This window comes from Glycomyces tritici (assembly GCF_030403505.1).
Genome location: NZ_JAUEMJ010000010.1, coordinates 164,287 through 187,535, shown reverse-complemented (window position 1 = coordinate 187,535; position 23,249 = coordinate 164,287). Strand labels below are relative to the sequence as shown.

Here is a 23,249-nt window from a genome sequence, read left to right as displayed (position 1 = left end):
CGCCATGGACTTGCAAGCAGTCGTCGACTCATTGCCCCGGTACGCGGAGCCGCTGCTGGTCACCGTCCAGGTCACCCTGGCCTCGGCGGCCCTGGCCCTGGTGGTGGCGTTCGCGCTGGGGCTCATGACGAGCTCGAAGCACCTCGCGGTGCGCACTCCCGCGCGGGCGTTCGTGGAGTTCTTCCGCGGCTCCTCAGTGGTGGTGCAGCTGTTCTGGTTCGCCTTCGCCATGCCGGTGGTCCTGGGCATCCAGTTCGACTACGCGATCGTCGCCGGCATCATCGCCCTCGGCCTCAACTACGGCGCCTACTGCTCCGAGGTCGTGCGCGGCGCGATCGCCGCCGTCCCCCCGGGCCAGCTCGAAGCGAGCCTGGCCGTGAACTTCACCCCGTTCCAGCGCCTCCGGCTCGTGGTCCTCCCCCAGGCCTGGCCCGAGATGATCCCCTCCCTGTGCGCCTTCGCGATCATGCTGCTCAAGGCCAGCGCGCTCGTGTCGCTCATCAGCGTCACCGACCTCACGGCGATGGCCGGTCTGATCGGCGGGCAGAACGGCGGCGCGAACCTGCTGCCGCACTACGGCCTCATCCTCGTCGTCTACTTCGTGCTCGCCTGGCTCATCTGGACCGGGATGCGCGCGCTCGAACGCCGGGCCAAGCGCGGCATGGGCATCGACGCGAAGCCCGTCAAGGGCCGCTTGACCACGGCCGTCGCCGAGAAGGGCATGGCCTGATGAACGAGTGGAACAGCGAGATCGTCGTCGAGATCTTCCCGGCGATGTGGCAGGGCTTCCTCGTCGTCCTGCAGGTCACCCTGGTCGCCGGGATCATCGCGGTGCTCCTGGGGCTGCTGGTGGCCGTCGGCATCCGCACCGGCCCGCCGTGGCTGCGGCGGGTCCTCTCGGGGGTCTTCCAGTTCATCCGGAACACGCCCCTGCTGGTGCAGGTGCTGTTCGTGTGGACCGCGACGAGCTACTACGTCAACCCCGAGTGGAGCGCGTTCGCCGTCGGCTCGGCGGTGCTGGGCGTGCACTACGCGTCCTACACCATGGAGTCGTTCCGGGCCGGGATCGAGGCGATCCCGGTGGGGCAGTGGGAGGCCGCGACGGCGCTGAGCCTGCCGACCCACCGCGTGTGGGGCGCGATCGTGCTCCCGCAGATGCTGCGGCGCTCGGCCGCGGCCGTCGCCAACTGGATCATCGCCATGTTCAAGGAGGTGCCGACCCTGTTCGTGATCGGCGTCCTGGAGATGATCGCGCAAGCGCAGAAGTACCAAGGGCAGCACTACGACGGCGCCGTCGAGGGCTACACCATCGCAGGCATCCTGTTCCTGGCCGCCTCCTACCCGGTGGCGGTCGCGGCGCGGAGATTGGAGAACCGTCTTGCCAAGTCCAACTTCTAGTGACCAGCGTGGAGCGCCGTACAGTGTTCGCTTCGACCGCGTCGACAAGTCCTTCGGGGACCTCAAGGTCCTGGACGGGTTGAGCTTCGACGTCGCCCCGGGCGAGCGCGTGACGCTCATCGGGCCCTCCGGATCGGGCAAGACCACGATCCTGCGGCTGCTCATGACGTTGGAGCACGTGACCGCGCCCAAGGATCCGGCCGCCGACGGCGGCGTCATCTGGGTCGATGGGAAGCCCTTGTCCCACATGGAGAAGGGCGGGAGGCTCGTGGTGGCGAACGAGCGCCACATGCGGCAGGCGCGCAAGAAGATCGGCATGGTCTTCCAGTCGTTCAACCTGTTCCCGAACATGCGGGTGCTGCGCAACGTCACCGAGGCGCAGGTCCACACGCTCGGCCGCTCCAAGGACGAGGCCGAGGCCAAGGCCCGCGACCTGCTGGAGCTGGTCGGGCTCTCGGCCAAGGTGGACAACTACCCGTCGCAGCTCTCGGGCGGCCAGCAGCAGCGGGTGGCGATCGCCCGGGCGCTGGCGATGGACCCGGACATCCTGCTGCTGGACGAGGTGACCAGCGCGCTCGACCCCGAGCTGGTGGCCGACGTGCTGGGCGTGCTGCGCGACGTCGCGGACACGACCAGCATCACGATGCTCATCGTCACGCACGAGATGGGCTTCGCGCGGGACGTCTCGAACCGGGTGATGATGTTCGACCGCGGCCGGATCGTGGAGGAGGGCGCCCCGGATGAAATCTTCTCCGATCCGCGAGAAGCGCGCACGCAGGACTTCCTCCGGGCCGTGCTCGCGGAGTAGACTCGGGGTTCTCCTCCATCCTTGGAGAGTGTTAGGGGTGTTCGAGGGGGGCGGCCATGAGGGGTTATCGGCCGCCCCCCTCTTCTTTTTCGCCCTCGAATCCGAAGTGGACCGCCGATGTGGACGCGTCGTCGCGGCCCGCCGCGGGTACGGACCGCCGCCGCTCGGGGCGGGTGGCAGAATCAGACAGCGTGTCAGCACCTACTGAGGAAGCGATCCGATGAACCTGTTCGGCAAGGGCGAAAGCACCGTAGAGGAGACCGTGGCCGTGATCGGCCTGGGCCGCTTCGGGTCCGCGGTCGCCGAGTCCCTCACACGGCTCGGCCACGAAGTCCTCGCGATCGACGAGCGCCCCGAGATCGTGCAGCGCGCCTCGGAGACCCTCACCCACGTGGTGCAGGCCGACTCCACCGAGTCGACGGTGCTCAACCAGCTCGGCATCGGCGAGTTCGACCACGTCGTGGTCGCGATCGGCACCGACATCGAGGCGAGCGTCCTCACCGTGCTGGCCTGCGAGGAGGTCGGGGTCCGCGAGATCTGGGCCAAGGCCATCAACGCCAAGCACGGCCAGATCCTCCACCGCACCGGCGCCCACCACGTGGTCTACCCCGAGGCGGCGATGGGCGAGCGGGTCGCGCACCTGGTGAGCGGCAAGATGCTCGACTTCATCGAGTTCGACGACGGCTTCGCGATCGTCAAGACCAAGGCCCCCACCGAGGCCGTCGGGAAGACCCTCGGCGAGTCGAAGCTCCGCAGCAAGTACGGGGTCACCGTCGTCGGCGTCAAGCAGCCCGGCGAGGACTTCACCTACGCCACACCCGACACCGTGATCGCCGAAGGGGACACCCTCATCGTCTCCGGTGCCACCACGAGGGTCGAGCACTTCGCCTCCACGACCTGACATGACCCGCGTCCAGGCCTTCTTCCGCCACCCCGCCCGGCTCATCCCGCTGATCTTCCTGGCCACGATCATGGCCGGGACGCTGCTCCTCATGCTGCCGCTCGCGCATCTGGAGAACGACGTCACGCACTTCACCGACGCGTTCTTCACCGCCACCTCCGCGGTGTCGGTGACCGGCCTCGCCGTGGTCGACACGCCCTTCCACTGGAGCTGGTTCGGGCAGTTCGTCATCATGCTGCTCTTCCAGGTCGGCGGCCTGGGCATCATGACCAGCGCCGTCCTCGTCGGGCTGCTCGTGTCGAACAAGCTGGGCCTGCGCACGAAGCTGATGACGCAGACCGAGATCAGCCGGGCGCTGAGCCTCGGGGACGTCAAGGCCGTGCTCCTGCGGACCGTGGCGCTCTCGCTCGTCGTCGAGGCCGCCACCGCGCTGGTCCTCGCGATCCGCTTCTCCACCTACGGGTTCGGGCTCGGCGACGCGGTCTGGTACGGGATCTTCCACGCCGTCAGCGCGTTCAACAGCGCCGGGTTCGCGCTGTTCTCGGACTCGTTCATGAGCTACGCGACCGACTGGTGGATCTGCCTGCCCCTGTGCCTGTCGACCATCATCGGCGGCCTCGGCATGCCCGTGATCTTCGAGGTCACGCGCCGCAAGTGGGGCCGCAAGCAGTGGTCGGTGCACACCAAGATCACCCTGGTCGGCTCGGCGTTCCTGCTCGTCGGCGGCTGGATCGCGTTCCTCGTGTTCGAGTGGTCGAACCCGGCCACGTTCGGGCAGTGGCCCTGGTACGACCGGATCCTGCCGGCCTTCTTCCAGACCTCGATGGTGCGCGCGGCGGGCCTGAACTCGGTCGACATCGGCGCGATGAACCAGGACTCGCAGCTCGCCTCGATCATCCTCATGTTCATCGGCGGCGGCTCCGCCTCGACCGCCGGCGGCATCAAGGTGGGCACGTTCTTCGTGCTGCTCCTGGTCATCTGGGCGGAGGTGCGCGGCGAGCCCGACGTCACGGCCTTCCGGCACCGCATCAACCCCTCGGTGATCCGCGAGGCGCTCACGGTGGCGCTGGTGTACGTGGCCTGCAACGCCTTCGGCGTGTTCCTCATGCAGCGGTTCGAGCCGAACCTGGACCTGATGTCGATCATGTTCGAGGTGACGAGCGCGCTCGCGACCCTCGGCCAGTCCACCGGCGTCACGTACGACCTGTCCGAGCCGTCCAAGTGGCTCTTGGCGATCGCCATGTACACCGGGCGCATCGGGCCGGTACTGTTCGCCGCGTCCCTCGCCCTCCGCTCCCGCCACCGCCTGTACCGATACCCGGAAGGACGGCCGCTCGTGGGCTGAACGGCCGACCTGCGGAGTGACCCCTGCCTCATACAGCCCTGAAAGCACAAGCAAAGATGGTCAGCAGCACGCCGCAGCGCTTTCGCCCCTCAGAAAGGACGCCCCTCGATGGCTCGTAAAAGCCGGCAGCGCACCAGTCGCCTCCCGATTCGGATGCAGTTGATGCTGCCGATCGCGGCGGCGCTCATGGGGATGCTGGTGCTCGGGCTGTTCCAGACGGTGACGGTGTGGGACTCCTACCAGAACGCCACCGACGCCGAGGTCCTCGCCGAGCTCTCGGAGAGCCTGAACAAGACCCTGGACCAGCATCAGGCCGAGATCGGCCCGGTCGTGATGGCCGTGGTCAACGGCGGCGGCGGCCAGTTCGACTCCGCGGTGGCCCGCCGCGAGACCGACGAGGCCTTCGACGCGCTGCGGGGCGCCTCGGACGCGGCGGTGACCCGCTTCCCCGAGCTCGCCAACGACATGGACAACCTGTTCGCGAAGGTCGACGAGCTCGGCACCGCCAGGCTCGCGTTCGACGAGATGTACACCGGCGACGCCGTCTACACCGATGACGAAGTGGCGGAAGGCATCCAGGTCTACCGCGACCTCGCCGACCACATCGTGGGGATCGCGTCGATCCTGCCCCGCCTCGTCGACGACTCCGAGATCTCCGCGCACCTGGACTCCCTCGCCGCGGTCATGCAGGCCGGGCGCATCGCCGCCGAGATCCAGTTCACCGTCGCCGCCGACCTCGCGCTCCTGGAGTCCGAGGGCACGGGCCTGGTCGACCGCGAGGCGCTCGGGCAGGTCGCGAGCCTCTCAGGCAAGTTCGACCAGCAGATCACCGAGTTCCGGGCCAACGCCTCGAACGAGACCGCCTCGGTCTACAAGGCGGCCATGGAGTCCCAGGACGCCAAGGACGCCCGGACCGCGATGAGCGTCTACCTGCGCGGCAACATCCCCACGATCTCCCCCACCGACTTCATGGCGGCGCAGGGCGCGGTCGTCGCATCCCTGGACACGACCCAGGTCTCGGTGCTGGCCTTCCTGGGCGAGGACGTGAACCGCATGCGCGAGGCCGCCTCGCGCACCCTGCTCACCACGTTCGCGCTGGTGCTCGTGCTGGCGCTGACCTCGATCATCTCCGCGGCGATGCTGGCGCGCCGGATCAGCCTGCGCGTCGACGGCGTCCGCGAGGCGACCCTGACCGCCGCGTACGACACGCTGCCGAAGACGGTGGCCGCGGTGTCCCAGGCCGCCAACGCGAACGAGGTCGACCGGCTGCTGCAGGCCGCGAAGCAGCAGACGGTGCTGCAGACCGACTCGCGGTACGCCGACGAGCTCGACAGCCTGGCCGAGGCCTTCAGCGCCGCCCACCACCAGGCGCTGCGCCAGACCGCGAACCAGGCCCTGCTGCGCATCGACGTCGAGGCGATGATGAAGACCCTCGCCCGCCGCGGCCAGAGCCTCATCCGCCGCCAGCAGCAGGTCATGGAGGCCCTCGTCGAGGGCACCGCCGCGTCGTCGATCCCCGACGAGTGGCGCAGCGTCTACCACCTGCTCGCGCGCATGCGCCGCAACGAGGAGAACCTGCTCCTGCTCGCCGGCGGCGACCCGCAGCGCCGCTACAACCACCCGGCCGGGCTCGAGGCGATCATCCGCGACGCCGTGGCCGAGATCGAGGACGCCGGGCGCGTCGTGGTCGAGAACCAGGTCGCGGTCCGGCTGGAGACCAAGCCCGCCGGCGACCTCGTGCGCATCCTCGCGGAGCTGCTCGACAACGCCGCGTCGTACTCGCCGCCGACGCAGTCGGTGCGGGTCACCTCGCGCCGCTCGGGCTCGGAGATCGTCATCTCGATCGCCGACGACGGCATCGGCCTGGCCCCCGAGCCGATGGCCGCGATCAACCGCCGCCTCGCCGAGCCGACGCAGCTGAACTCCGAGCTCACCGCGACCATGGGCCTCCTGGTGGTGGGGCGGCTCGCCGCCGAGCACTCGATCAGCGTCCAGCTCCACTCCACGATGGGCAAGGGCACGCTGGCGCTGGTGCGCATCCCCTCGAGCGCGCACGCCGAGGACCCCGTGGGGCTCTCTCCGGCGGACCGGGGCACGGCCGCGCAGCTGGCGCTGTCGGCCCGCGCCGCGAACCTGCCGGTGACCGGGACGGGCGCCGAGACGGGCGCGCCGGGCGCCGTCGAGCCGATCGTGCCGCGTCCGCGCCGCGCCGGCTCCGCCCCCGAACCGCTGCCTGTGGCCGGGAACAACTACGGCGCGCAGGGTTCGCCGGGCCCGGCGGCGCGCAACGGCGGGAACGGATCCCACGCCCCTGCGGGGCCTGCGCCCGAGACGCTGGATGTTACCTTCAGGAAGGTGAACCGAGCACTCGAAACCTCCGGCAGGGTCAACGGCGCGGAACTGCCCCGCCGCGCTCCTGGTTCCCGGCTGCTCCCCGGTTCCGTCCCCAGCTCGCGTTCGGGCGGCGGCGGAACCGACCTCGACCCTGCCGAGATCAGGGACCGGCTCGCCGGTTTCGCCTCCGGCATCGCGGCGGCCGCCGCGCACGAACAACGCCAATAGAAAGCAGCGAGATGGACAACAAGGACAAGAACGTCGGTGAACTCGACTGGCTCCTGACCTCCTTCGTGGAGAAGGTCCCGGACGTGTCAGAGGCGCTCACGGTCTCCGTCGACGGACTCGCCATCGCCGCCTCGCGCGGCCTGTCGACCGACCGGGCCGACCAGCTCGCCGCCATCACCTCGGGGCTCGCGAGCCTGACGACGGGGGCGGCGAAGGTCCTCGACGCCGGCCGCATCCGCCAGTCCGTCATCGACATGGACGAGGGCGTGCTGCTGCTCATGGCCGTCGGCGACCGTGCCCAGCTCGCCGTGCTCGCCAACGCCGGCTGCGACCTCGGCCAGGTCGGCTACGAGACCGCCCTGCTGGTCAAGCGGGTCTACGCCGCGCTCGAGCCCGACGCCCGCGGCAGCTTGTGATCCTGTAGGAGATTGCTCACCCGCGGGCGCCGGCCCGATCCGGCGACCCGCGGGCGCCACTCCCCCCGACCTGCCGGTCGCTGACGCGACCTGCGGGAACCACGGTGCACACGGCATGCGGTCACGCTCCGCCACGCCGCTAGTGCAATCCCCCTCCGCATCGGCGGCCCTTCCCGGGGCTATGCTGCGTTTCGCTACCTGGAAATGAATCATGGAGGCCCACAGGTGACCACGGTTGAGCCGAAGCTTGAGCCAACGCCTATCGTCGCGCGCCCCTGGCCGGTACGCCGGGAGCCCAACGGTTCCTGGCTCGCCCGCACGCTCCGCACGACGGACGCGAAGCAGATCGGTCTGCTCTACTTCGTGACGTCCTTCGCGTTCTTCGCGATCGGCGGCGTCCTCGCCCTCCTGATCCGCGCCGAGCTGTTCCGGCCCGGCCTCCAGATCGTCTCGTCCGAGCAGTTCAACCAGCTGTTCACGATGCACGGCACCATCATGCTGCTCATGTTCGCGACGCCCATCGTGTTCGCGTTCGGCAACTACCTGGTGCCCTTGCAGATCGGCGCGCCCGACGTGGCGTTCCCGCGGCTCAACGCCTTCGCGTACTGGCTGTACCTGCTGGGCTCGATCCTCGCGGTCTCCGGGTTCATCACCCCCGGCGGCGCGGCCTCCTTCGGCTGGTTCGCCTACCAGCCGCTGTCGAACGCGGTCAACTCGCCGGGCATCGGCGCGGACATGTGGTTCGTGGGCCTGTCCATCTCGGGTATCGGCACCATCCTCGGCGCGGTCAACATGATCACCACGATCATCACGATGCGCGCCCCGGGCATGCTCATGTTCCGCATGCCGATCTTCACCTGGAACATCCTCATCACGAGCCTCCTGGTGATCCTGGTCTTCCCGATCCTGTTCGCCGCGCTCCTCGCCGTCATGGCCGACCGCCAGCTCGGCGCGCACGTCTTCGACTCCGAGACCGGCGGCGCGATCCTGTGGCAGCACCTGTTCTGGTTCTTCGGGCACCCCGAGGTGTACATCGTGGCGCTGCCGTTCTTCGGCATCGTCTCCGAGATCTTCCCGGTGTTCAGCCGCAAGCCGATCTTCGGCTACAAGACGCTGGTCGCCGCGACCCTGGCGATCGCGGGCCTGTCGATGGCCGTGTGGGCCCACCACATGTACGCCACCGGTTCGGTGATGCTGCCGTTCTTCTCGCTGATGACCTTCCTGATCGCGGTCCCGACCGGCGTGAAGTTCTTCAACTGGATCGGCACCATGTGGAAGGGCCAGCTGACCTTCGAGACCCCGATGCTGTTCAGCATCGGATTCCTGGTCACGTTCCTCCTCGGCGGCCTCTCGGGCGTCCTGCTCGCCAGCCCGCCGGTGGACTTCCACGTCTCCGACTCGTACTTCGTGGTGGCGCACTTCCACTACGTCCTGTTCGGCACCATCGTGTTCGCCGTCTACGCCGGCGTCTACTTCTGGTTCCCGAAGGTCGCCGGCCGCATGTACGACGAGCGGCTCGGCAAGGTCCACTTCTGGCTGACCTTCATCGGCTTCCACACCACGTTCCTGGTGCAGCACTGGCTCGGCGCCGAGGGCATGCCCCGCCGGTACGCCGACTACCTGGAGTCCGACGGCTTCACGACGCTGAACATGATCTCCACCGTGGGCGCGTTCATCCTGGGCCTGTCGACCCTGCCGTTCATCTGGAACCTGTTCAAGTCCTGGAAGACCGGCCGCGTGGTCGAGACCAACGACCCGTGGGGCTACGGCGGCTCGCTCGAGTGGGCGACCAGCTGCCCGCCGCCGCTGCGCAACTTCGACCGCCTCCCGCGCATCCGCTCGGAGCGCCCCGTCTTCGACGAGAAGTGGGGCCACCTGGTGAAGGAAGTCAAGGGGCACTAAAGCACGCATGAGAGGAAACCCGGAGCCGGTCGGCTCCGGGTTTCCCCGTTTCCAGGGCGAAATTCGGCTCCAGGCGCCCACCGGGACTTCCACTGCCGCGACCGCGTCACTAGGATCGAAGTATGAGCCGGGCACTGATCGTGGTAGACGTCCAGAACGACTTCTGTGAGGGCGGGTCGCTCGCTGTCGCGGGCGGTGCCGCCGTCGCATCGGCCGTCACCGAACTCATCGGCTCCGCCCCGGGCCGCTGGGACCACATCGTCGCGACCCGCGACTGGCACATCGACCCCGGCCTGCACTTCTCGGCCGAACCGGACTTCCGCGACTCCTGGCCCCCGCACTGCGTCGTGGGCACCGCCGGCGCGGGCTTCCACCCCGACTTCGACCACTCCGTCGCCGAGGCCGTGTTCGACAAGGGCGCCTACGAGGCCGCGTACTCGGGCTTCGAGGGCTCGGCGGGCGAGACGGGCCTGGCCGAATGGCTGCGCGAACGCGGCGTCGACGCGGTCGACGTCGTCGGCATCGCCACCGACCACTGCGTCCGCGCCACCGCACTGGACGCCGTCACCGAGGGCTTCGACACCACGGTGCTCCTGGAGTACACCGCCGCCGTGGCTGAGGAGACGAAGGCCAAGGCCCTCAAGGACCTCGAAGCGGCGGGCGTGACCCTCGCCTGACCCCGCATGCGCCAAAGCCCCCGCGGGCGATGCCGGCGGGGGCCTCGTCAGGTGGCGCCTAGGAAGTGGGCTCCTCGGACGCGGACCACTCTTCGGACGGTGACACCGACTCCTCGTCGAAGCCGGTGGTGGGCTCCTCTTCAGACGGGGTCGCCTCACCCGTTTCCGTGGGCTCCTCCTCGGACCAGGAGGGCTCCTCGGCGGGCTCCGACCCTGCTTCGGACGGCTCGTCGCCGGGCTCGGACTCCTCGGCCCCGGTGGGCTCCTCGCCAGGGGTGCCTTCGGACGGTTCCCCGCACGGCGTGGACTCCTCGGAGGGCGCCTCGGTGGCCTCCCCGGGGGACTCCTCGGAGGGCTCCTCCTCCGTGCCGTAGTCGGTCTGCTCCTCGCTCGCGGAGACGTCGTCCTCGGTGGGCGACTCGCCGCTTCCGGTCGGCTCCTCGCTGGGCGACTCCTCAGTGCCGGTCGGCTCCTCGCTGGGCGACTCCTCAGTGCCGGTCGGCTCCTCCGAGGGATCCTCGTCGGTGGGCCAGTCCTCGCTCGGCGGGTCCGTCGGCTCGAATCCGCAGCCGGCCTCCTCGCTGACCTCCGAGGTCGGGCCGCCGTCGGCCGGGCCGGGGCCCTGGTCGCTCGCCCCGGCCTGCTGGAGCGCCCAGCCTCCCGGCACGGCCAGCACTGCGGCGGCCACACCGGCCGCGGCGACGCGGGCGGTGCGGTGGCGGCGCAGCCGGCGCCGCAGCTGCCCGGTGGAGGGCGGGGAGGACTCGGCGGCGGTGATGGCGGCGTACTGGTCGAACATGGCGCTCAAAGGGTCGCGTTGAGGGGCGTTCATCGGTTCTCCTCGAATTCGGCGGGGTTGTCGGCGATGCGCAGGCGCGCTGCGAGCGCCGCCTTGCCTCGTGTCAGCCAGGAGCGGACGGTCGTCTCGGCGACGCCCTCCTGCTCGGCGATCTCCGCGGTGGTCATGCCCGCCATGTAGCGCAGGATGACCGCCTTGCGGTGGCGCTCGTTCAGCTCCGAGAGCGCCTGCTCCAGGTCGAGCCGGTCGGGCCCGGGCCCTTCGGCGGTCGCGGGCCGCTGCCACCGCAGGAACCGCCGCAGCACGGCGGCGCGGCGCAGCCGCGAGGTCGCCAGGTTCCACGCGACCCGCCGCACCCAGGTCGCCGGGTTGTCGTAGGCGCTGATCGCCCCCCAGCGGGCCAGCGCCCGGCAGAACGCCTCCGCGACCAGGTCCTCGGCCTCGGCGAGGTCACCGACGTAGGCGCGGATCTGCGCGGTGATCTGGGCGGCGTTCGCGGCGTAGAAGCCGTCGAAGTCCGCGCGGTCCGCGGACGTTACATGGGACACAGTGGACTGTTGCACCATGGGGCTCGCAGTCATCCGGTTCCTCGATTCCAGGGAGGTTGACGTGCAGTCGGTTTGATCGCACTCCCCACACGAAGGAACCGGCCGGAATGACGCAGCGCCTCGAGAAGTTTTTTCGGGTGAAACCGGGACTACTTGCCGTAGCGGCGGTCGCGGATCGCGAAGGAGCGCACCGCGCGCAGGAAGTCGACCCGCCGGAAGTCGGGCCAGTTCGAGTCGCAGAAGTAGAACTCCGAGTAGGCCGACTGCCACAGCAGGAACCCGGAGATCCGTTGCTCGCCGCTGGTGCGGATCACCAGGTCCGGGTCGGGCTGGCCGGTCATGTACAGGTGGCGGGCGATCGAGTCGGCGTCGATGGACTCGGCGACCTCCTCGAGGCTGGCGCCGTGGGCGGCCTGTTCGAGGATGAAGGAGCGCACGGCGTCGGCGATCTCGCGCTGGCCGCCGTAGCAGACGGCGAGGTTGACCTGCATGCCGCGCTTGTCGGCGGTGCGCTGCTGGGCGCGTTTGAGGGCGGCCTGGTGCTCCTCGGGGAGGAGGTCGAGGGCGCCGACCATGCGCAGCTGCCAGGGCTGGTCGTCCTCGGCGAGCTCGCCGGCGAGTTCGTCGATGATGTCGAGGAGGGGGTCGAGCTGCTCCTTGGGGCGCGAGAGGTTCTCGGTGGAGAGGAGCCAGATCGTGACGTGCTCGACGCCCAGCTCTTCGCACCAGCCGAGGAAGCGCTCGATGTGCTTGGCGCCGGCCCGGTGGCCGTCGTTGGGGTCGGTCAGGCCCATGTCGCGGGCCCAGCGACGGTTGCCGTCGACCATGACACCGATGTGCCGGGGCAGCGGCTGGCCGGTCAGCTCGCGCGCGAGCCGACGCTCGTAGATCCGGTAAAGCAGGTTCGAGATCGCCACAACCGGCAATTGTAGGCTCTGCCAAATTCACGGCTCGCGAGCTTCGCCATGGAGGCCGGTTTCGCGGCTCGCCGGCCTCGTTGCGGCGGCCGGTTTCGCGGCCTGCGGGCCTCCTTGCGGAGGCCGTCGGCTGCCCGCAGGACGGCGCTCCGGGCTCGGCGGCATCGCCGCGGAGACCGCGCGGGGTGCTGGGGTGCGGGCGCGCCATCGCCCGCGTGCTGGGAGCACGCGGGCGATGGAAGTCGGGCCTACTGCAGGTCGAGGCGTTGCTTGAGCGCGTCGAGCTCGCTCCAGAGCACGGTCGGGAGCCGGTCGCCGAAGCGCGCGAACCAGCTTTCGACCAGCGGGATCTCGGCGGCCCACTCTTCCGGGTCGACCTCGAGGGCGGCCTTGAGGTCGTCCTCGCTCATGTCGAGACCGGTCACGTCGACGGCCTCCGGGGTCGGGCAGTACCCGATCGGGGTCTCGACGGCCGCGCCGCGGCCTTCGAGGCGCTCGACGACCCACTTGAGGACGCGGGCGTTCTCGCCGAAGCCGGGCCACAGGAAGCGGCCGTCCTCGCTGCGGCGGAACCAGTTCACGTAGAAGACCTCGGGCAGGAGGTCCTCGCTGACGGCGGACTTGCCCATGTCGATCCAGTGGCCGAAGTAGTCGGCGGCGTTGTACCCGATGAACGGCAGCATCGCCATGGGGTCGCGGCGTACGACGCCGACCTGGCCGACCGCGGCGGCGGTGGTCTCCGAGGAGAGGGTCGCGCCCATGTACACGCCGTGGGCCCAGTCGCGGGCCTGCGTGACGAGCGGGATGGTGGTGGCGCGGCGGCCGCCGAAGAGGATCGCGTCGATCGGGACGCCGCGGGGGTCGTCGTACTGCGGTGCGAGCACCGGGCACTGCTTGATGGGCGTGCAGAACCGGCTGTTGGGGTGGCTGGAGGGCTCCTCGGAGTTCGGGGTCCAGTCCTCGCCCTTCCAGTCGATGAGGTGCTCGGGCGCCTCGCCCATGCCCTCCCACCACACGTCGCCGTCGTCGGTGAGCGCGACGTTCGTGAAGAGCGTGTGGCCCTTCTCGATGGTGCGCATGGCGTTCGGGTTGGTCCTGTAGTCGGTGCCGGGTGCGACGCCGAAGAAGCCGTACTCGGGGTTGGAGGCCCACAGGCGCCCGTCCTCGCCGAAGCGCAGCCAGGCGATGTCGTCGCCGAGGGTCTCGACCTTCCAGCCCGGGATGGTCGGCTCGAGCATCGCGAGGTTGGTCTTGCCGCACGCGGAGGGGAACGCGCCGGTCACGTGGTAGACCTTCCCCTCCGGGCTGGTCAGGCGCAGGATGAGCATGTGCTCGGCGAGCCAGCCCTCGTCGCGGCCCATCGCGGAGCCGATGCGCAGGGCGTAGCACTTCTTGCCCAGCAGCGAGTTGCCGCCGTAGCCGGAGCCGTAGGACCAGATCTCGCGGTCCTCGGGGAAGTGCGAGATGTACTTCGTGGAGTTGCAGGGCCAGGCGACGTCGGTCTGGCCGGGCGCGAGCGGCGCCCCGACGGAGTGGAGGCACTTGACGAAGTCGGCGTCCCGGCCCATCGCCTCGAGCACCTTGGTGCCCATGCGGGTCATGATGTGCATCGAGACCGCGACGTAGGCGGAGTCGGTGAGTTCCACGCCGAACATCGGCTTCTCGGCGTCGAGCGAGCCCATGCAGAACGGGACGACGTACATGGTGCGCCCGCGCATCGAGCCGCGGTAGAGGCCGGTCATGGTCTCGCGCATGTAGTCGGGCGCGGTCCAGTTGTTGGTGGGCCCGGCGTCCTCGGGGTCGGTGGAGCAGATGAAGGTGCGCTCTTCGACGCGCGCGACGTCGTTCGGGTCGGTGCGGGCCAGGAACGAGTCGGGCTTCGCGGGGACCGGTTCGAGCGTCCCGAAGGCGACGAGTTCGGCGGTCAGGCGCTCCCATTCGGCGGGGCTGCCGTCGCACCACACGATCTGGTCGGGGTCGGTCAGCTCGGCCACCTCGCCGACCCAGGCGAGCAGCCTGTGGTGGCGCGTGGGCGGATCGGTGAGTCCGATCGAGGCGGTGCTGTCGACGACGCTGGCGGTGGAGACTTCGATGCTCACGGTGGCTCCTTCAATGCTGTGCTCATGCACGGTGCGCGCTGCCGCTCGTGGCGGCCGGCGACGGGCCGTGCCTCAGGGCCGGAGCTGGTCGCTCCGGTCGGGGCCGGTCATTCGGACGCTACGGGAATACCCGGGCGCGCGCAGGCACTCGTGCGCGTTCAGTCTGCGCCTGAACAGGGGCTCTGTTCCCATATTTTGATCATGTGCTTATTCAAGCTCGAAACGAGCACAACTACTCGCACTTTCTGCGTGACCGAGCAGTAACGCGCACTGCGAACTGAATTCGGCCACTCCTCACAACTAATGCGATCGGTTTCGATCATGGAACGAGCGCGTTAGCGCGCGGTCGCGATCGCGTTTCGCGCACGAGTCGCCACCGTTTTGGCCCGAATCGCCGCACACCGCCCCTCCCTGGGTGAAGATGCAGGTCCGCACATCCGCACCCGAGTGTCGAAGCGTTGGAGACGCCCATGGCGCACCGAGAACCGGAACCGCAGTCGAACCGCGCGAAGAGCGCCACCCTCGGCTTCGTCGTCGCGATCGCCATCGTCATGGCGATCCTGCTCGCCTACCTGCTCCTGCGCTGAGCGCACGGCCGGGCACACGAAAAAAGGGGCCCGAACGCGCACGTCCGGGCCCCGATCTCGTCTCGCGGCTACACCGAGGGCCCCCGGCGGCGCAGCTCGTCCACGCTCACCATCGCCTCCCGCAGCTCCTTCAGCCAGTCTTCGGCGTGCTGCTCGACCAGGCGCACGCACCACGCGAGCGCATCCGAGCGGGACGCGGCCACACCCGATCCCACGAGCGTGTCCAGCACCAGCCGCTCGGGCTGGCGCAGACGCGTGGTGACCGGCAGCGACTGGTGCGTGAACACCATCGTGGTGGACCCGCACCGCGCACCCCACGAGGACTGCCGGTGGTACCGGTACTGCAGCTGCTGCGCGATCTGCACCCGCATGTCCCGCGTGGCCTCCCGGAACCGCGAGATCCGGCCCTCCTCGGTCGCGGCCCGGTCGGACTCGGTCGCGTCCGCCGGGTGGTCCGGGGTCGGCAGCGGGCAGATGATGATCATCTCGTCGCGGTCCACGGTCACATCGGGCATGCCGGCGATCCAGCCGTCCGGGACGATCCCGTAGATCCAGGCGGGGGCGTCGTCAGTGGACGGCAGTGGGCCGTAATGCCACGAGCCGGTGTCGTCGATGGCGGCCATTGACGGGACTCCTCACGTTTCGTTGACGCATCAGGTGTACCCCATCGCGTCAACGCCCTGCCGACTGAGGGCCCGCGAGCCGCGGATACGGCACGCCCGGACCTTACAGGCCCCGCATGAACAGAGCCGCCAGCGCGCACACCGCGATGATCGCCGCCCCCACGCACACCAGCGTCTGCCCCGGGCGCGGGCGCACCCGGTACTGCCATGACAGCCACGCGCCCAGCACGATCGGGCCCGTGCCGACCCCGGCGAACAACGTCAGCGCCGCCAGGGCCTCGGCGAACGGCACGCGCGCGGACTCCAGCAGCCCCAGCGCCGCCCAGACCGCGAGCGCCCCCAGGCCGAGCCCGATCGCGGCGGCGGTGACCTCGGTGTGCCGGGGCGCCTCGATCGGCAGTTCACCCTGACGGGCGAGGGAGAGGAGCCGTTCGGAGCGTTCGAGCCGGGTCCGCACGCGTTCGGCGTCCGGCTCCGGGTCGGGCTCGCCCGCGGAGGGCGTGGGGCCGATGCGGCGGTGGCCCACGAAGTCCCCGAGGGCCCGCCACATGACGGTGACGTTCTTGTCGGTCTCGGCCACGAGCGCCGCGGCGTCCACGGCGGCGCCGTCGGCGTCGGCGCGGGCGGTCCGGGCGGCCTCGACGGCGGCGGCCAGCCGGTCGGCCTCGCTGCGGTAGGCGACGACGGCGGCGCGGATCTCGGCGTCCGCGTCGGACCGCTCCTTCAGGTAGGCGGCGACGGCGGTGGCGTACTCGGTGTCGCTGACGGGCATGGCGCTCCTTACGGCAGGTCGAGGACGGCCTCGGGCCGCGGCAGGAGCGCGGCGGTCCGGTAGGGGATGACGACCTGCGGGGTGCGGTGCCGGGCGCGGTCGAAGTACAGGCCGCGGCGCACGCGCGGGTACCAGGCGGGGCCGCCGCTCGCGGGCGAGAGCGGGGCGAGTTCGGGCCCCTGGACGTCGAGGGCGAGCCACGCGTCGACGGCGTCGAAGCGGGCGGAGAACCCGCCGAGGTCCTCGCGCAGGCGCGGCACCGACCGCCACCAGCCGAGGGTGTGGAGGTGGCGTTCGGGGCCGTCGATGAGCATGGCGCGCAGGGCGGCGGTTCCGGCGGCGTCGAGCCGCGCCGAACCGGCGTCGACGGCGTAGACGAGGTTGAGGCGCAGGGCGCCGTCGCAGCGCCCGGCCCAGTCCTTGCAGAGCTCGTCGAGCTGATCGTGCCAGTCGACTTCGGCGCCTTCGGCTTCGAGGGCGGAGGCGAGGGCGAGCGCGGAGGGGGCGGCGTCGGGTTCGAGGCAGCAGAGGTCGACGCCGATGCGCTGGCCGCGGGCGGCGGTGAGGGCGGCGGCGGCGAGGATGTCGGCGGCTTCGGCGGCCCTGGTGCCGAGGATGGCGAGGTTGCGGCCAGGCGCGCGGTGGAGGGCGAGTTCGGCGCCGCGGGAGGCGACGTCGATGGTCTGGCCGAGGAGGGCGGTCTCGGGCGGCGGCGACGTCTGGGTGAGGTCGGGGACGTGGTCGCCGTCGAAGAGGGCGGGCGGTTGGTTGCCGTGGGGGCGGGCTTCCCAGAGCCGCTTCTGGAGCGGTTCCCAGGCGTCGGCGTGCCCGGCGTTGGGGACGGCGACGGTCTTGTTGGCGCCGGTGTGCCCGGATTCGTCGTTGACGACGGCGTGGAAGCGGGGGACGGTGTCGGCGGCGTGGTTGTTCTCGGCGAGGACCCTGCGGGCCTTGGGGAGGGCGATGCGGAGGGTGAACTGGGCGACGAGGCTGGGGCGGCCCCAGAGCGCTTCGATGCCGGCGATGTCCTGGGAGGCGAGGACGAGGTGGATGCCTTGGCTGCGGCCGCGGCGGGCGAGGTCCTCGAGGAGCTGGACGGCTTCGTCGGTGACGGCGTCGCGGGTTTCGAGGAGGACTTGGAACTCGTCGACGACGGCGACGATGCGGGGCCAGTGGCCTTCGGGGTCGGCGGCGCGGAGTTCTTCGAGTTTGGTGGCCTCGTGGGCTTTGGCGGCTTCGGCGCGGCGGCGCAGCTCCTCTTTGAGGTGGCGCAGGAGGGCGAGGCCGAACTCGCGGTCGTCGTTGATGTTGACGCCGACGAGGCGCACGTGCGGGAGCCAGGTGGGGTCGCGGCGGCCGGAGGCGAAGCGGGCGAAGGAGACGCCTTCTTTGAAGTCGAGGAGGTAGAGCGCGAGTTCGTCGGGGCTGTAGTTGGAGGCGAGTCCGGCGATCCAGGCGTAGAGCAGGTTGGTCTTGCCCGATCCCGAAGGGCCGCCGACGAGGGCGTGGGGCGGGTTGTCGCCGAGGGCGAGGCGGGCGACGTCGCCGGCGGCGGTCTCGCCGATGGCGGCGAAGAGGCCGGTGGCGGAGGAGGCGGCCCAGAGGCGCGGCGGGAGGAGGTCGACGAGCCGGGCGGGTTCCCTGCCGGCGCGGTGCTTCTCGGCGACGGCTTTGGCGGCGGCGGTGATGGTGCCCAGGGGCGGGGGGCCGTCGAGTTCGAGGGCGGCGCCGGGGAGTCCGGTGTAGGCGGTGGCGGTGAGGCGGGGGAGGTCGGCGGGTCCGGCGGTGTCGTCGCCGACGACGACGAGGTGCACGCCGGCGGCGACGCCGGTGCGGCGCAGGCGCGCGAGCTGGGCCTGGTCGTGGGCGGGCCAGGAGGCGAGGTCGGCGTTGAGCAGGACGAGGACGCGCCAGGGTTCGGGGCGGCGTCCGGTGGCGGCGGCGAGTTCGGCGAGGGAGGCGTGCTCGCCGGCGAGCACTTCGGCGTTGACGCGGCGGACGGTCTCGACGAGCGCGTCGAGGGTCTCGCGGAGTCCGGAGGGGCCGATGAAGGAGAGGAGTCCGGCTTTGCCGAGGGCGGCGAAGGCGGAGAGCGATCCGCCGAGCCGCTCGGGGTCGTAGACGTGGAGCCGGGTGAGTCCGGCGGGGACCGATCCGACGGCGCGGAGCAGGAGTCCCGGGAGTGCTTGCGCCGCTTCGGTGTCGATGCGCAGGTGGGCGCGGTCGAGCAGCGGCACGAGCGCGGGGAGTGAGATTGCCGTCACCGTGGGTGCTGGATTGTCGTACCCCCCTGCCACACTGGACTCGTCGGCGGATGCAACCGCTGCACCGGAACGAATCCGGAGTTTTCCGGAGGCACCGGGGTCATCACCACGCTCGACCGGAGCGCGCCCGGTCGAGGTGGCGGCCGACAAGGCGGTGGCGGTGGTGGGCGGGTGGGGAGGGGGGAGGGAGGGCCCCAGAGGCAGCGACTCGCTGTCGGCGATGCGCCCCACGCGCAGCAGTGGCGCCGGGCCGCGCCCCAGGCCCGATTCGGGCTGCCAGTCGCTCCACAGTGCGCCCGCGGCGGCCGGTGCCGCCTGCACGGCCGCGCCGAGGGCCGCTTCGTGGCCTTCCCGCACGGCGGTGGCCTTGCGGGCCTTGAGGGTGGCGAGCATGCGCTCGTGGATGCTCTCGAGCTGCGCCTGCTTGCGGGTGGCGTCGGTGATGGCCTGCTCGGCCGCGGTGCGTTCGCGCTCGGCTTCGATCGAGGTGCGTTCGGCGAGGTACCGGGCTTCGCCGCGGGCGCGCCCGAGTTCGTCGCCCATGGCCGCTACCAGTCGTCGCCGCCAGCTGCTCATGGTCAGGCCCTCCGCTCGCTCTTGCTCAACCGGTGCAGGGCCGCGACCAGGGCCGGGCCCATCGCCGCGGTCCGGGCCGCGTCGCCGTCGTCGTCGGCGCCCCGGCGCCCCAAGGTGCAGGCCGAGGCGAGTGCGGCCCCGATGTGGTCCGGCTCGGCCTTGGGCACGAGCGACCGCACCTTGTCGGCGCACTTGTCGCGCAGGCCGGGCACGTCGCGCGCGGTCGGGGCGCGTCCGAGGTGCTCGGCGGCGAGGGTGCGCACGAGCGGCCAGGCGAGGCCGGGCAGTTTCACGCCCGTCTGGGGGCCGGCGTCGCGCAGGCGCTTGCAGTAGGCCTCGGCGTTGCCGTCGCCGGCGGCTTTGAGCAGGTCGTTGAACAGGCGCGTGGGCGGCACCCGCTGCGGGTCGGCGGCGCCGGTCCGGTCGCAGAGCTCGTTCACGCGGTCGGTCCACCACTGGCGCGGGTCGACCGGCGGCGGCGTCGCGGTGCCGCCTTTGGGGGCGGCCAGGGCCGGTGCCGCTACGGCGGTTGTGGCGCCGATGCCGTCGAGGTAGTCGTCGATCGCGGTGGCGGCCTCGGCGAGGCGGACGCGGGCGGCGTCGAGGCGTTCGCGGGCGGCGCCGAGCTTGTGGAGGCCGATCTCGGCGTTCGACTCGCGTGAGGATTCCTTCAGTTCCGCCTGGGCGGCTTCGAAGCAGTGCTCGGCGGTGTCGAGGGCGGGCAGCGGGAGGTCGGCGGCCAGGGCCTTGAGGCGTCCGGCGAGGGCGGCGACGTCCACAGGGGGCTCCGTTCTACAGGGACACTGTCTAGAGGGTCGCGGCGTACGCCTCGGCCTGTTCGGCGGCGGCGAAGGTGGCGGCCAGGGACTGCTCCAGTTCGGCGGCCGCCTGGGCGAGCGCCGATTGGGCGGTGGCGACCGAGTCGTGGCCCGAGCCTGCGGTGACGGCGGTGAGGCTCCCCTGGGCGGCTTCGATGTTCTGGCTGGCGGAGGCAATGGCGGCCTGGCCGTCGCGGACCTGCTGGAGGGCGGCGGCGATGGCGGACTTGAGTTCGGCGACGCTCACGGTGGACACAGGCTCATTCTCGCCGAGAAGCGGCCCGCTTTCTGTGATCGAACGATAACCCGGCGTGTCTGCTTTGTCGGATTTCCGACGCTGCCGTGACTGCGAGTGTTGCTTTCAATGCATTTAACGGTGGCGGAGTGACGTACCTCCCAACTAGAGTGTGAGTACCAACGGGGCTCCGTCCCCTACACATCGACACCCGGGAGGCGACCGTGCCAGTGCAACGCACTTACGTCCTCGACACCTCGGTTCTGCTATCAGACCCTGGTGCGTTCTCACGGTTCGACGAACACCACGTGGTCATTCCGCTCGTCGTAGTAAGCGAACTGGAGGGCAAACGCCACCATCCCGAACTGGGCTGGTTCGCCCGGGAGTGCCTCAGGCGCCTCGACGAACTCCGCATCAGGCACGGGCGCCTCGACCAGCCGATCCCCGTCGGGGACCACGGCGGTTCCATCCGGGTCGAGCTCAACCACGTCGACACCTCCGGCCTGCCGGCCGGTTTCGCCGTGGACACCAACGACTCGCGCATCATCGCCGTCACCCGGGCACTGGGGCTCGAAGGCGCCGACGCCGTGCTGGTCACCAAGGACATGCCGCTGCGGGTCAAGGCCTCCGCGGTCGGCATCCCCACCGAGGAGTACCGCCACGGGCAGGCCGTGGACCCCACCTGGACCGGGATGCACGAGCTCGCCGTCGCCGACGAGGTGATCGACCAGCTCTTCGACGGCGGCGAAGCGGCGCTCCCGCACGACGTGGAGCTGCCCTGCCACACCGGGCTCGTCCTCACCGGCAACAGCTCCAAGGCGCTGGGCCGGGTCACTGTGGACAAGCAGATCCGTCTCATCCGGGGTCGTGACGCCTTCGGCGTCCACGGCCGCTCCGCCGAGCAGCGGGTCGCGCTCGACCTGCTGCTCGATCCCGAGATCGGGATCGTCTCGCTCGGCGGGAAGGCCGGCACCGGCAAGTCCGCGATGGCGCTGTGCGCCGGGCTCGAGCAGGTGCTCGAACGCGAGCTGTTCAAGAAGGTCATCGTGTTCCGGCCGCTGTACGCGGTCGGCGGCCAGCAGCTGGGCTACCTGCCGGGCTCCGAGGGCGAGAAGATGAGCCCGTGGGGCCAGGCCGTGTTCGACACGCTCGGCGCCGTCACCAACGACGTCGTGATCTCGGAGGTGCTGGAGCGCGGGATGCTCGAAGTCCTGCCGCTCACGCACATCCGCGGGCGCTCGTTGCACGACGCGTTCGTCATCGTCGACGAGGCGCAGTCGCTCGAGCGCGGGGTGCTCCTGACGGTGCTCTCGCGCATCGGGCAGGGTTCCAAAGTGGTGCTCACTCACGATGTCGCGCAACGCGACAACCTGCGGGTGGGCCGCCACGACGGGGTCGCCTCGGTGATCGACGTGCTCAAGGGCCACCCACTGTTCGCTCACGTGACGCTTACGCGCAGTGAGCGTTCGGAGATCGCGGAAATGGTCACCAACCTGCTCGAAGGCTAGGGACACCGCTCTGGCATGCTGTGTCCCGGGCGTCTGTGGACAGACGCCCGGGACACAGGAGTAGAGCGAATGATCCCACTGCTGACCCGCTACGGCGCGAAAATCGCCGCCGTGGTCGTTCTTGCACTCGGGGCCGTCGTGGCCGTCAGCGCCGCGAGCGACAATCTCTGGCAGACCGACGCCAACCACCCCAGCCAGGCCGCGGCCGAACAGCAGGCCGAGGCCGAGGCGGCGTACGAGGAAGTCCGCTACCAGCACGTCAACTACATCGCCGAGACCGCGGGCGCCGACGTCACCGTCAAGTCCGAGGCCGTCTTCGACTACGCCGCCGACAAGGCGAACAGCCTCAACGACGCCCAGAAGGAAGCCGACGAGGCCGAGAAGGAGGCCGAAGAGGCCGCCGAGGAGGCCGCGAACGCCGGCCGCACCGATGTGGACATCCCCGGCAGCTGCGGCGAGTACTCCGGCAACAAGGCCACCGGCTGCGCGCTCGCGCAGGAGCACGGTTTCGGCATGGACGAGATCGGCTGCCTCGTGGCACTGTGGGACCGCGAGTCCGGCTGGAACCACACCGCCGCCAACGGGATCGGCGCCTACGGCATCCCGCAGGCCCTCCCCGGCGACAAGATGGCCAGCGAGGGCGCCGACTGGGAGACCAACCCCGTCACCCAGATCGAGTGGGGCCTGGGCTACATCGAGGGCCGCTACGGCACGCCCTGCGAAGCCTGGAACCACTCCGAAGACGTCGGCTGGTACTAGACCCCGCCGCTGCCCGGTCCGCCGGGCGGCGGTCTTTTCTTGGAGCCCCCATGATCCCGAAGCTGACCCGCTACGGGGCCCGGATCGCCGCCCTCGTGGTGCTCGCGATCGGCGCCCTCATCGCCGTCTCCGCCGTCACCGACCACCCCGCCGAGATCGACGCCGAGCACCCCGGGCAGGCCGCCGCCGAGCAGCAGGCCGACGCCGAGGCGGCCTACGAGGAGGCGCGCGGGCACCACCGCGACTACATCGCCGCGACCGCAGGCGCCGACGTCACGGTCAAGGCCGAAGCGGTCTTCGAGTACGCCGCGGACAAGGCGAACGGCCTGAACGACGCCCAGGAGGACGCCGACCAGGCCGCTGAGGAGGCCGCCGCGAACAACAACCCGACGTCAGTCGACATCCCGGCCAGCTGCGACGAGTTCTCCGGGAACAAGGCGACGGGCTGCGCGCTCACGCTCGAGGCCGGGTTCGACCTGGAGCAGTTCGCGTGTCTGGAGCTCCTGTGGGACAAGGAGTCCGGCTGGAACGAACTGGCCGAGAACTCGATCGGCGCCTACGGCATTCCGCAGTCCTACCCCGGGAACAAGATGGCGTCCTTCGGCGACGACTGGCGCACCAACCCGGTCACGCAGATCCTCTGGGGCCTCGACTACATCGAGCGGCGCTACGACGCCCCCTGCGACGCCTGGGCCAAATCCGAGGCCGAGGGCTTCTACTGAGCCCTTGAGCCAG

The 23,249-nt window shown here is 70.5% G+C and carries 21 protein-coding genes; 12 read left to right on the top strand and 9 right to left on the bottom strand.

The window, feature by feature from the left end:
• Nucleotides 1-4 precede the first annotated feature (4 nt).
• The 9 genes from ehuC (at nt 5) to QWI33_RS24860 (ending at nt 10,009) form a co-directional block, all read left to right on the top strand.
• Nucleotides 5-730: an ectoine/hydroxyectoine ABC transporter permease subunit EhuC gene (ehuC, locus tag QWI33_RS24900; RefSeq protein WP_289959547.1), complete on the top strand. Its 726-nt coding sequence runs from the start codon at nt 5-7 to the stop codon at nt 728-730.
• Nucleotides 730-1,398, top strand: a complete 669-nt coding sequence (locus QWI33_RS24895) for an amino acid ABC transporter permease (protein ID WP_289959546.1) — start codon at nt 730-732, stop codon at nt 1,396-1,398. The genes ehuC and QWI33_RS24895 overlap by 1 nt, the downstream gene beginning before the upstream one ends.
• Nucleotides 1,379-2,206 carry an ectoine/hydroxyectoine ABC transporter ATP-binding protein EhuA gene (gene ehuA, locus QWI33_RS24890; protein ID WP_289959545.1) on the top strand — a complete coding sequence of 276 codons (828 nt, stop codon included), beginning with the start codon at nt 1,379-1,381 and terminating at the stop codon, nt 2,204-2,206. The genes QWI33_RS24895 and ehuA overlap by 20 nt, the downstream gene beginning before the upstream one ends.
• A 220-nt stretch (nt 2,207-2,426) precedes the next feature.
• Nucleotides 2,427-3,107 (top strand): potassium channel family protein, encoded by a 681-nt coding sequence (locus QWI33_RS24885; protein WP_289959544.1) that lies wholly within the window; start codon nt 2,427-2,429, stop codon nt 3,105-3,107.
• Nucleotide 3,108: 1 nt separating this feature from the next.
• Nucleotides 3,109-4,452, top strand: a complete 1,344-nt coding sequence (locus QWI33_RS24880; protein ID WP_289959543.1) for a TrkH family potassium uptake protein — start codon at nt 3,109-3,111, stop codon at nt 4,450-4,452.
• Nucleotides 4,453-4,560: 108 nt separating this feature from the next.
• Nucleotides 4,561-7,014 (top strand): ATP-binding protein, encoded by a 2,454-nt coding sequence (locus tag QWI33_RS24875; RefSeq protein ID WP_289959542.1) that lies wholly within the window; start codon nt 4,561-4,563, stop codon nt 7,012-7,014.
• Between the two features lie 11 nt (nt 7,015-7,025).
• Nucleotides 7,026-7,430: a roadblock/LC7 domain-containing protein gene (locus QWI33_RS24870; protein ID WP_205324330.1), complete on the top strand. Its 405-nt coding sequence runs from the start codon at nt 7,026-7,028 to the stop codon at nt 7,428-7,430.
• Between the two features lie 225 nt (nt 7,431-7,655).
• Nucleotides 7,656-9,332: an aa3-type cytochrome oxidase subunit I gene (gene ctaD / locus QWI33_RS24865; protein WP_289959541.1), complete on the top strand. Its 1,677-nt coding sequence runs from the start codon at nt 7,656-7,658 to the stop codon at nt 9,330-9,332.
• Nucleotides 9,333-9,454: 122 nt separating this feature from the next.
• Nucleotides 9,455-10,009, top strand: a complete 555-nt coding sequence (locus QWI33_RS24860; RefSeq protein ID WP_289959540.1) for an isochorismatase family protein — start codon at nt 9,455-9,457, stop codon at nt 10,007-10,009.
• Nucleotides 10,010-10,067: 58 nt separating this feature from the next.
• Here QWI33_RS24860 and QWI33_RS24855 read toward each other — a convergent pair whose 3' ends face one another.
• The 9 genes from QWI33_RS24855 to QWI33_RS24815 form a co-directional block, all read right to left on the bottom strand.
• Nucleotides 10,068-10,841 carry a hypothetical protein gene (locus QWI33_RS24855; protein WP_289959539.1) on the bottom strand — a complete coding sequence of 258 codons (774 nt, stop codon included), beginning with the start codon at nt 10,839-10,841 and terminating at the stop codon, nt 10,068-10,070.
• Complete coding sequence (locus tag QWI33_RS24850) at nt 10,838-11,389, bottom strand: RNA polymerase sigma factor (RefSeq protein ID WP_289959538.1); 552 nt, start codon at nt 11,387-11,389, stop codon at nt 10,838-10,840. The genes QWI33_RS24855 and QWI33_RS24850 overlap by 4 nt, the downstream gene beginning before the upstream one ends.
• Before the next feature lie 116 nt (nt 11,390-11,505).
• Nucleotides 11,506-12,273 carry an isoprenyl transferase gene (locus tag QWI33_RS24845; protein WP_289959537.1) on the bottom strand — a complete coding sequence of 256 codons (768 nt, stop codon included), beginning with the start codon at nt 12,271-12,273 and terminating at the stop codon, nt 11,506-11,508.
• Between the two features lie 248 nt (nt 12,274-12,521).
• Complete coding sequence (locus QWI33_RS24840) at nt 12,522-14,324, bottom strand: phosphoenolpyruvate carboxykinase (GTP) (protein WP_353895553.1); 1,803 nt, start codon at nt 14,322-14,324, stop codon at nt 12,522-12,524.
• Between the two features lie 703 nt (nt 14,325-15,027).
• Nucleotides 15,028-15,582: an ATP-binding transcription factor AbmR gene (gene abmR / locus QWI33_RS24835; protein ID WP_205324320.1), complete on the bottom strand. Its 555-nt coding sequence runs from the start codon at nt 15,580-15,582 to the stop codon at nt 15,028-15,030.
• A gap of 103 nt (nt 15,583-15,685) precedes the next feature.
• Nucleotides 15,686-16,354, bottom strand: coding sequence for a hypothetical protein (locus tag QWI33_RS24830; RefSeq protein WP_289959535.1), 669 nt, complete (start codon nt 16,352-16,354; stop codon nt 15,686-15,688).
• Between the two features lie 8 nt (nt 16,355-16,362).
• Nucleotides 16,363-19,194, bottom strand: coding sequence for an FtsK/SpoIIIE domain-containing protein (locus QWI33_RS24825; protein WP_289959534.1), 2,832 nt, complete (start codon nt 19,192-19,194; stop codon nt 16,363-16,365).
• A gap of 2 nt (nt 19,195-19,196) precedes the next feature.
• On the bottom strand, nt 19,197-19,973 hold the full coding sequence (locus QWI33_RS24820) for a hypothetical protein (protein ID WP_289959533.1): 777 nt from the start codon (nt 19,971-19,973) through the stop codon (nt 19,197-19,199).
• 28 nt (nt 19,974-20,001) lie between these two features.
• Complete coding sequence (locus tag QWI33_RS24815; protein ID WP_289959532.1) at nt 20,002-20,268, bottom strand: hypothetical protein; 267 nt, start codon at nt 20,266-20,268, stop codon at nt 20,002-20,004.
• 182 nt (nt 20,269-20,450) lie between these two features.
• Here QWI33_RS24815 and phoH2 point away from each other — a divergent pair, with 182 nt between their 5' ends.
• The 3 genes from phoH2 (at nt 20,451) to QWI33_RS24800 (ending at nt 23,236) form a co-directional block, all read left to right on the top strand.
• Nucleotides 20,451-21,755, top strand: coding sequence for an RNA 5'-3' helicase PhoH2 (gene phoH2 / locus QWI33_RS24810; protein WP_435367603.1), 1,305 nt, complete (start codon nt 20,451-20,453; stop codon nt 21,753-21,755).
• A gap of 69 nt (nt 21,756-21,824) precedes the next feature.
• A complete protein-coding gene (locus tag QWI33_RS24805) occupies nt 21,825-22,514 on the top strand; it encodes an aggregation-promoting factor C-terminal-like domain-containing protein (RefSeq protein ID WP_289959530.1) in 690 nt (229 codons plus the stop codon).
• A 50-nt stretch (nt 22,515-22,564) separates the two neighbouring features.
• The gene (locus QWI33_RS24800; protein ID WP_289959529.1) at nt 22,565-23,236 is read left to right on the top strand and encodes an aggregation-promoting factor C-terminal-like domain-containing protein; all 672 of its coding nucleotides are present in this window, start codon (nt 22,565-22,567) and stop codon (nt 23,234-23,236) included.
• Nucleotides 23,237-23,249: the final 13 nt, after the last annotated feature.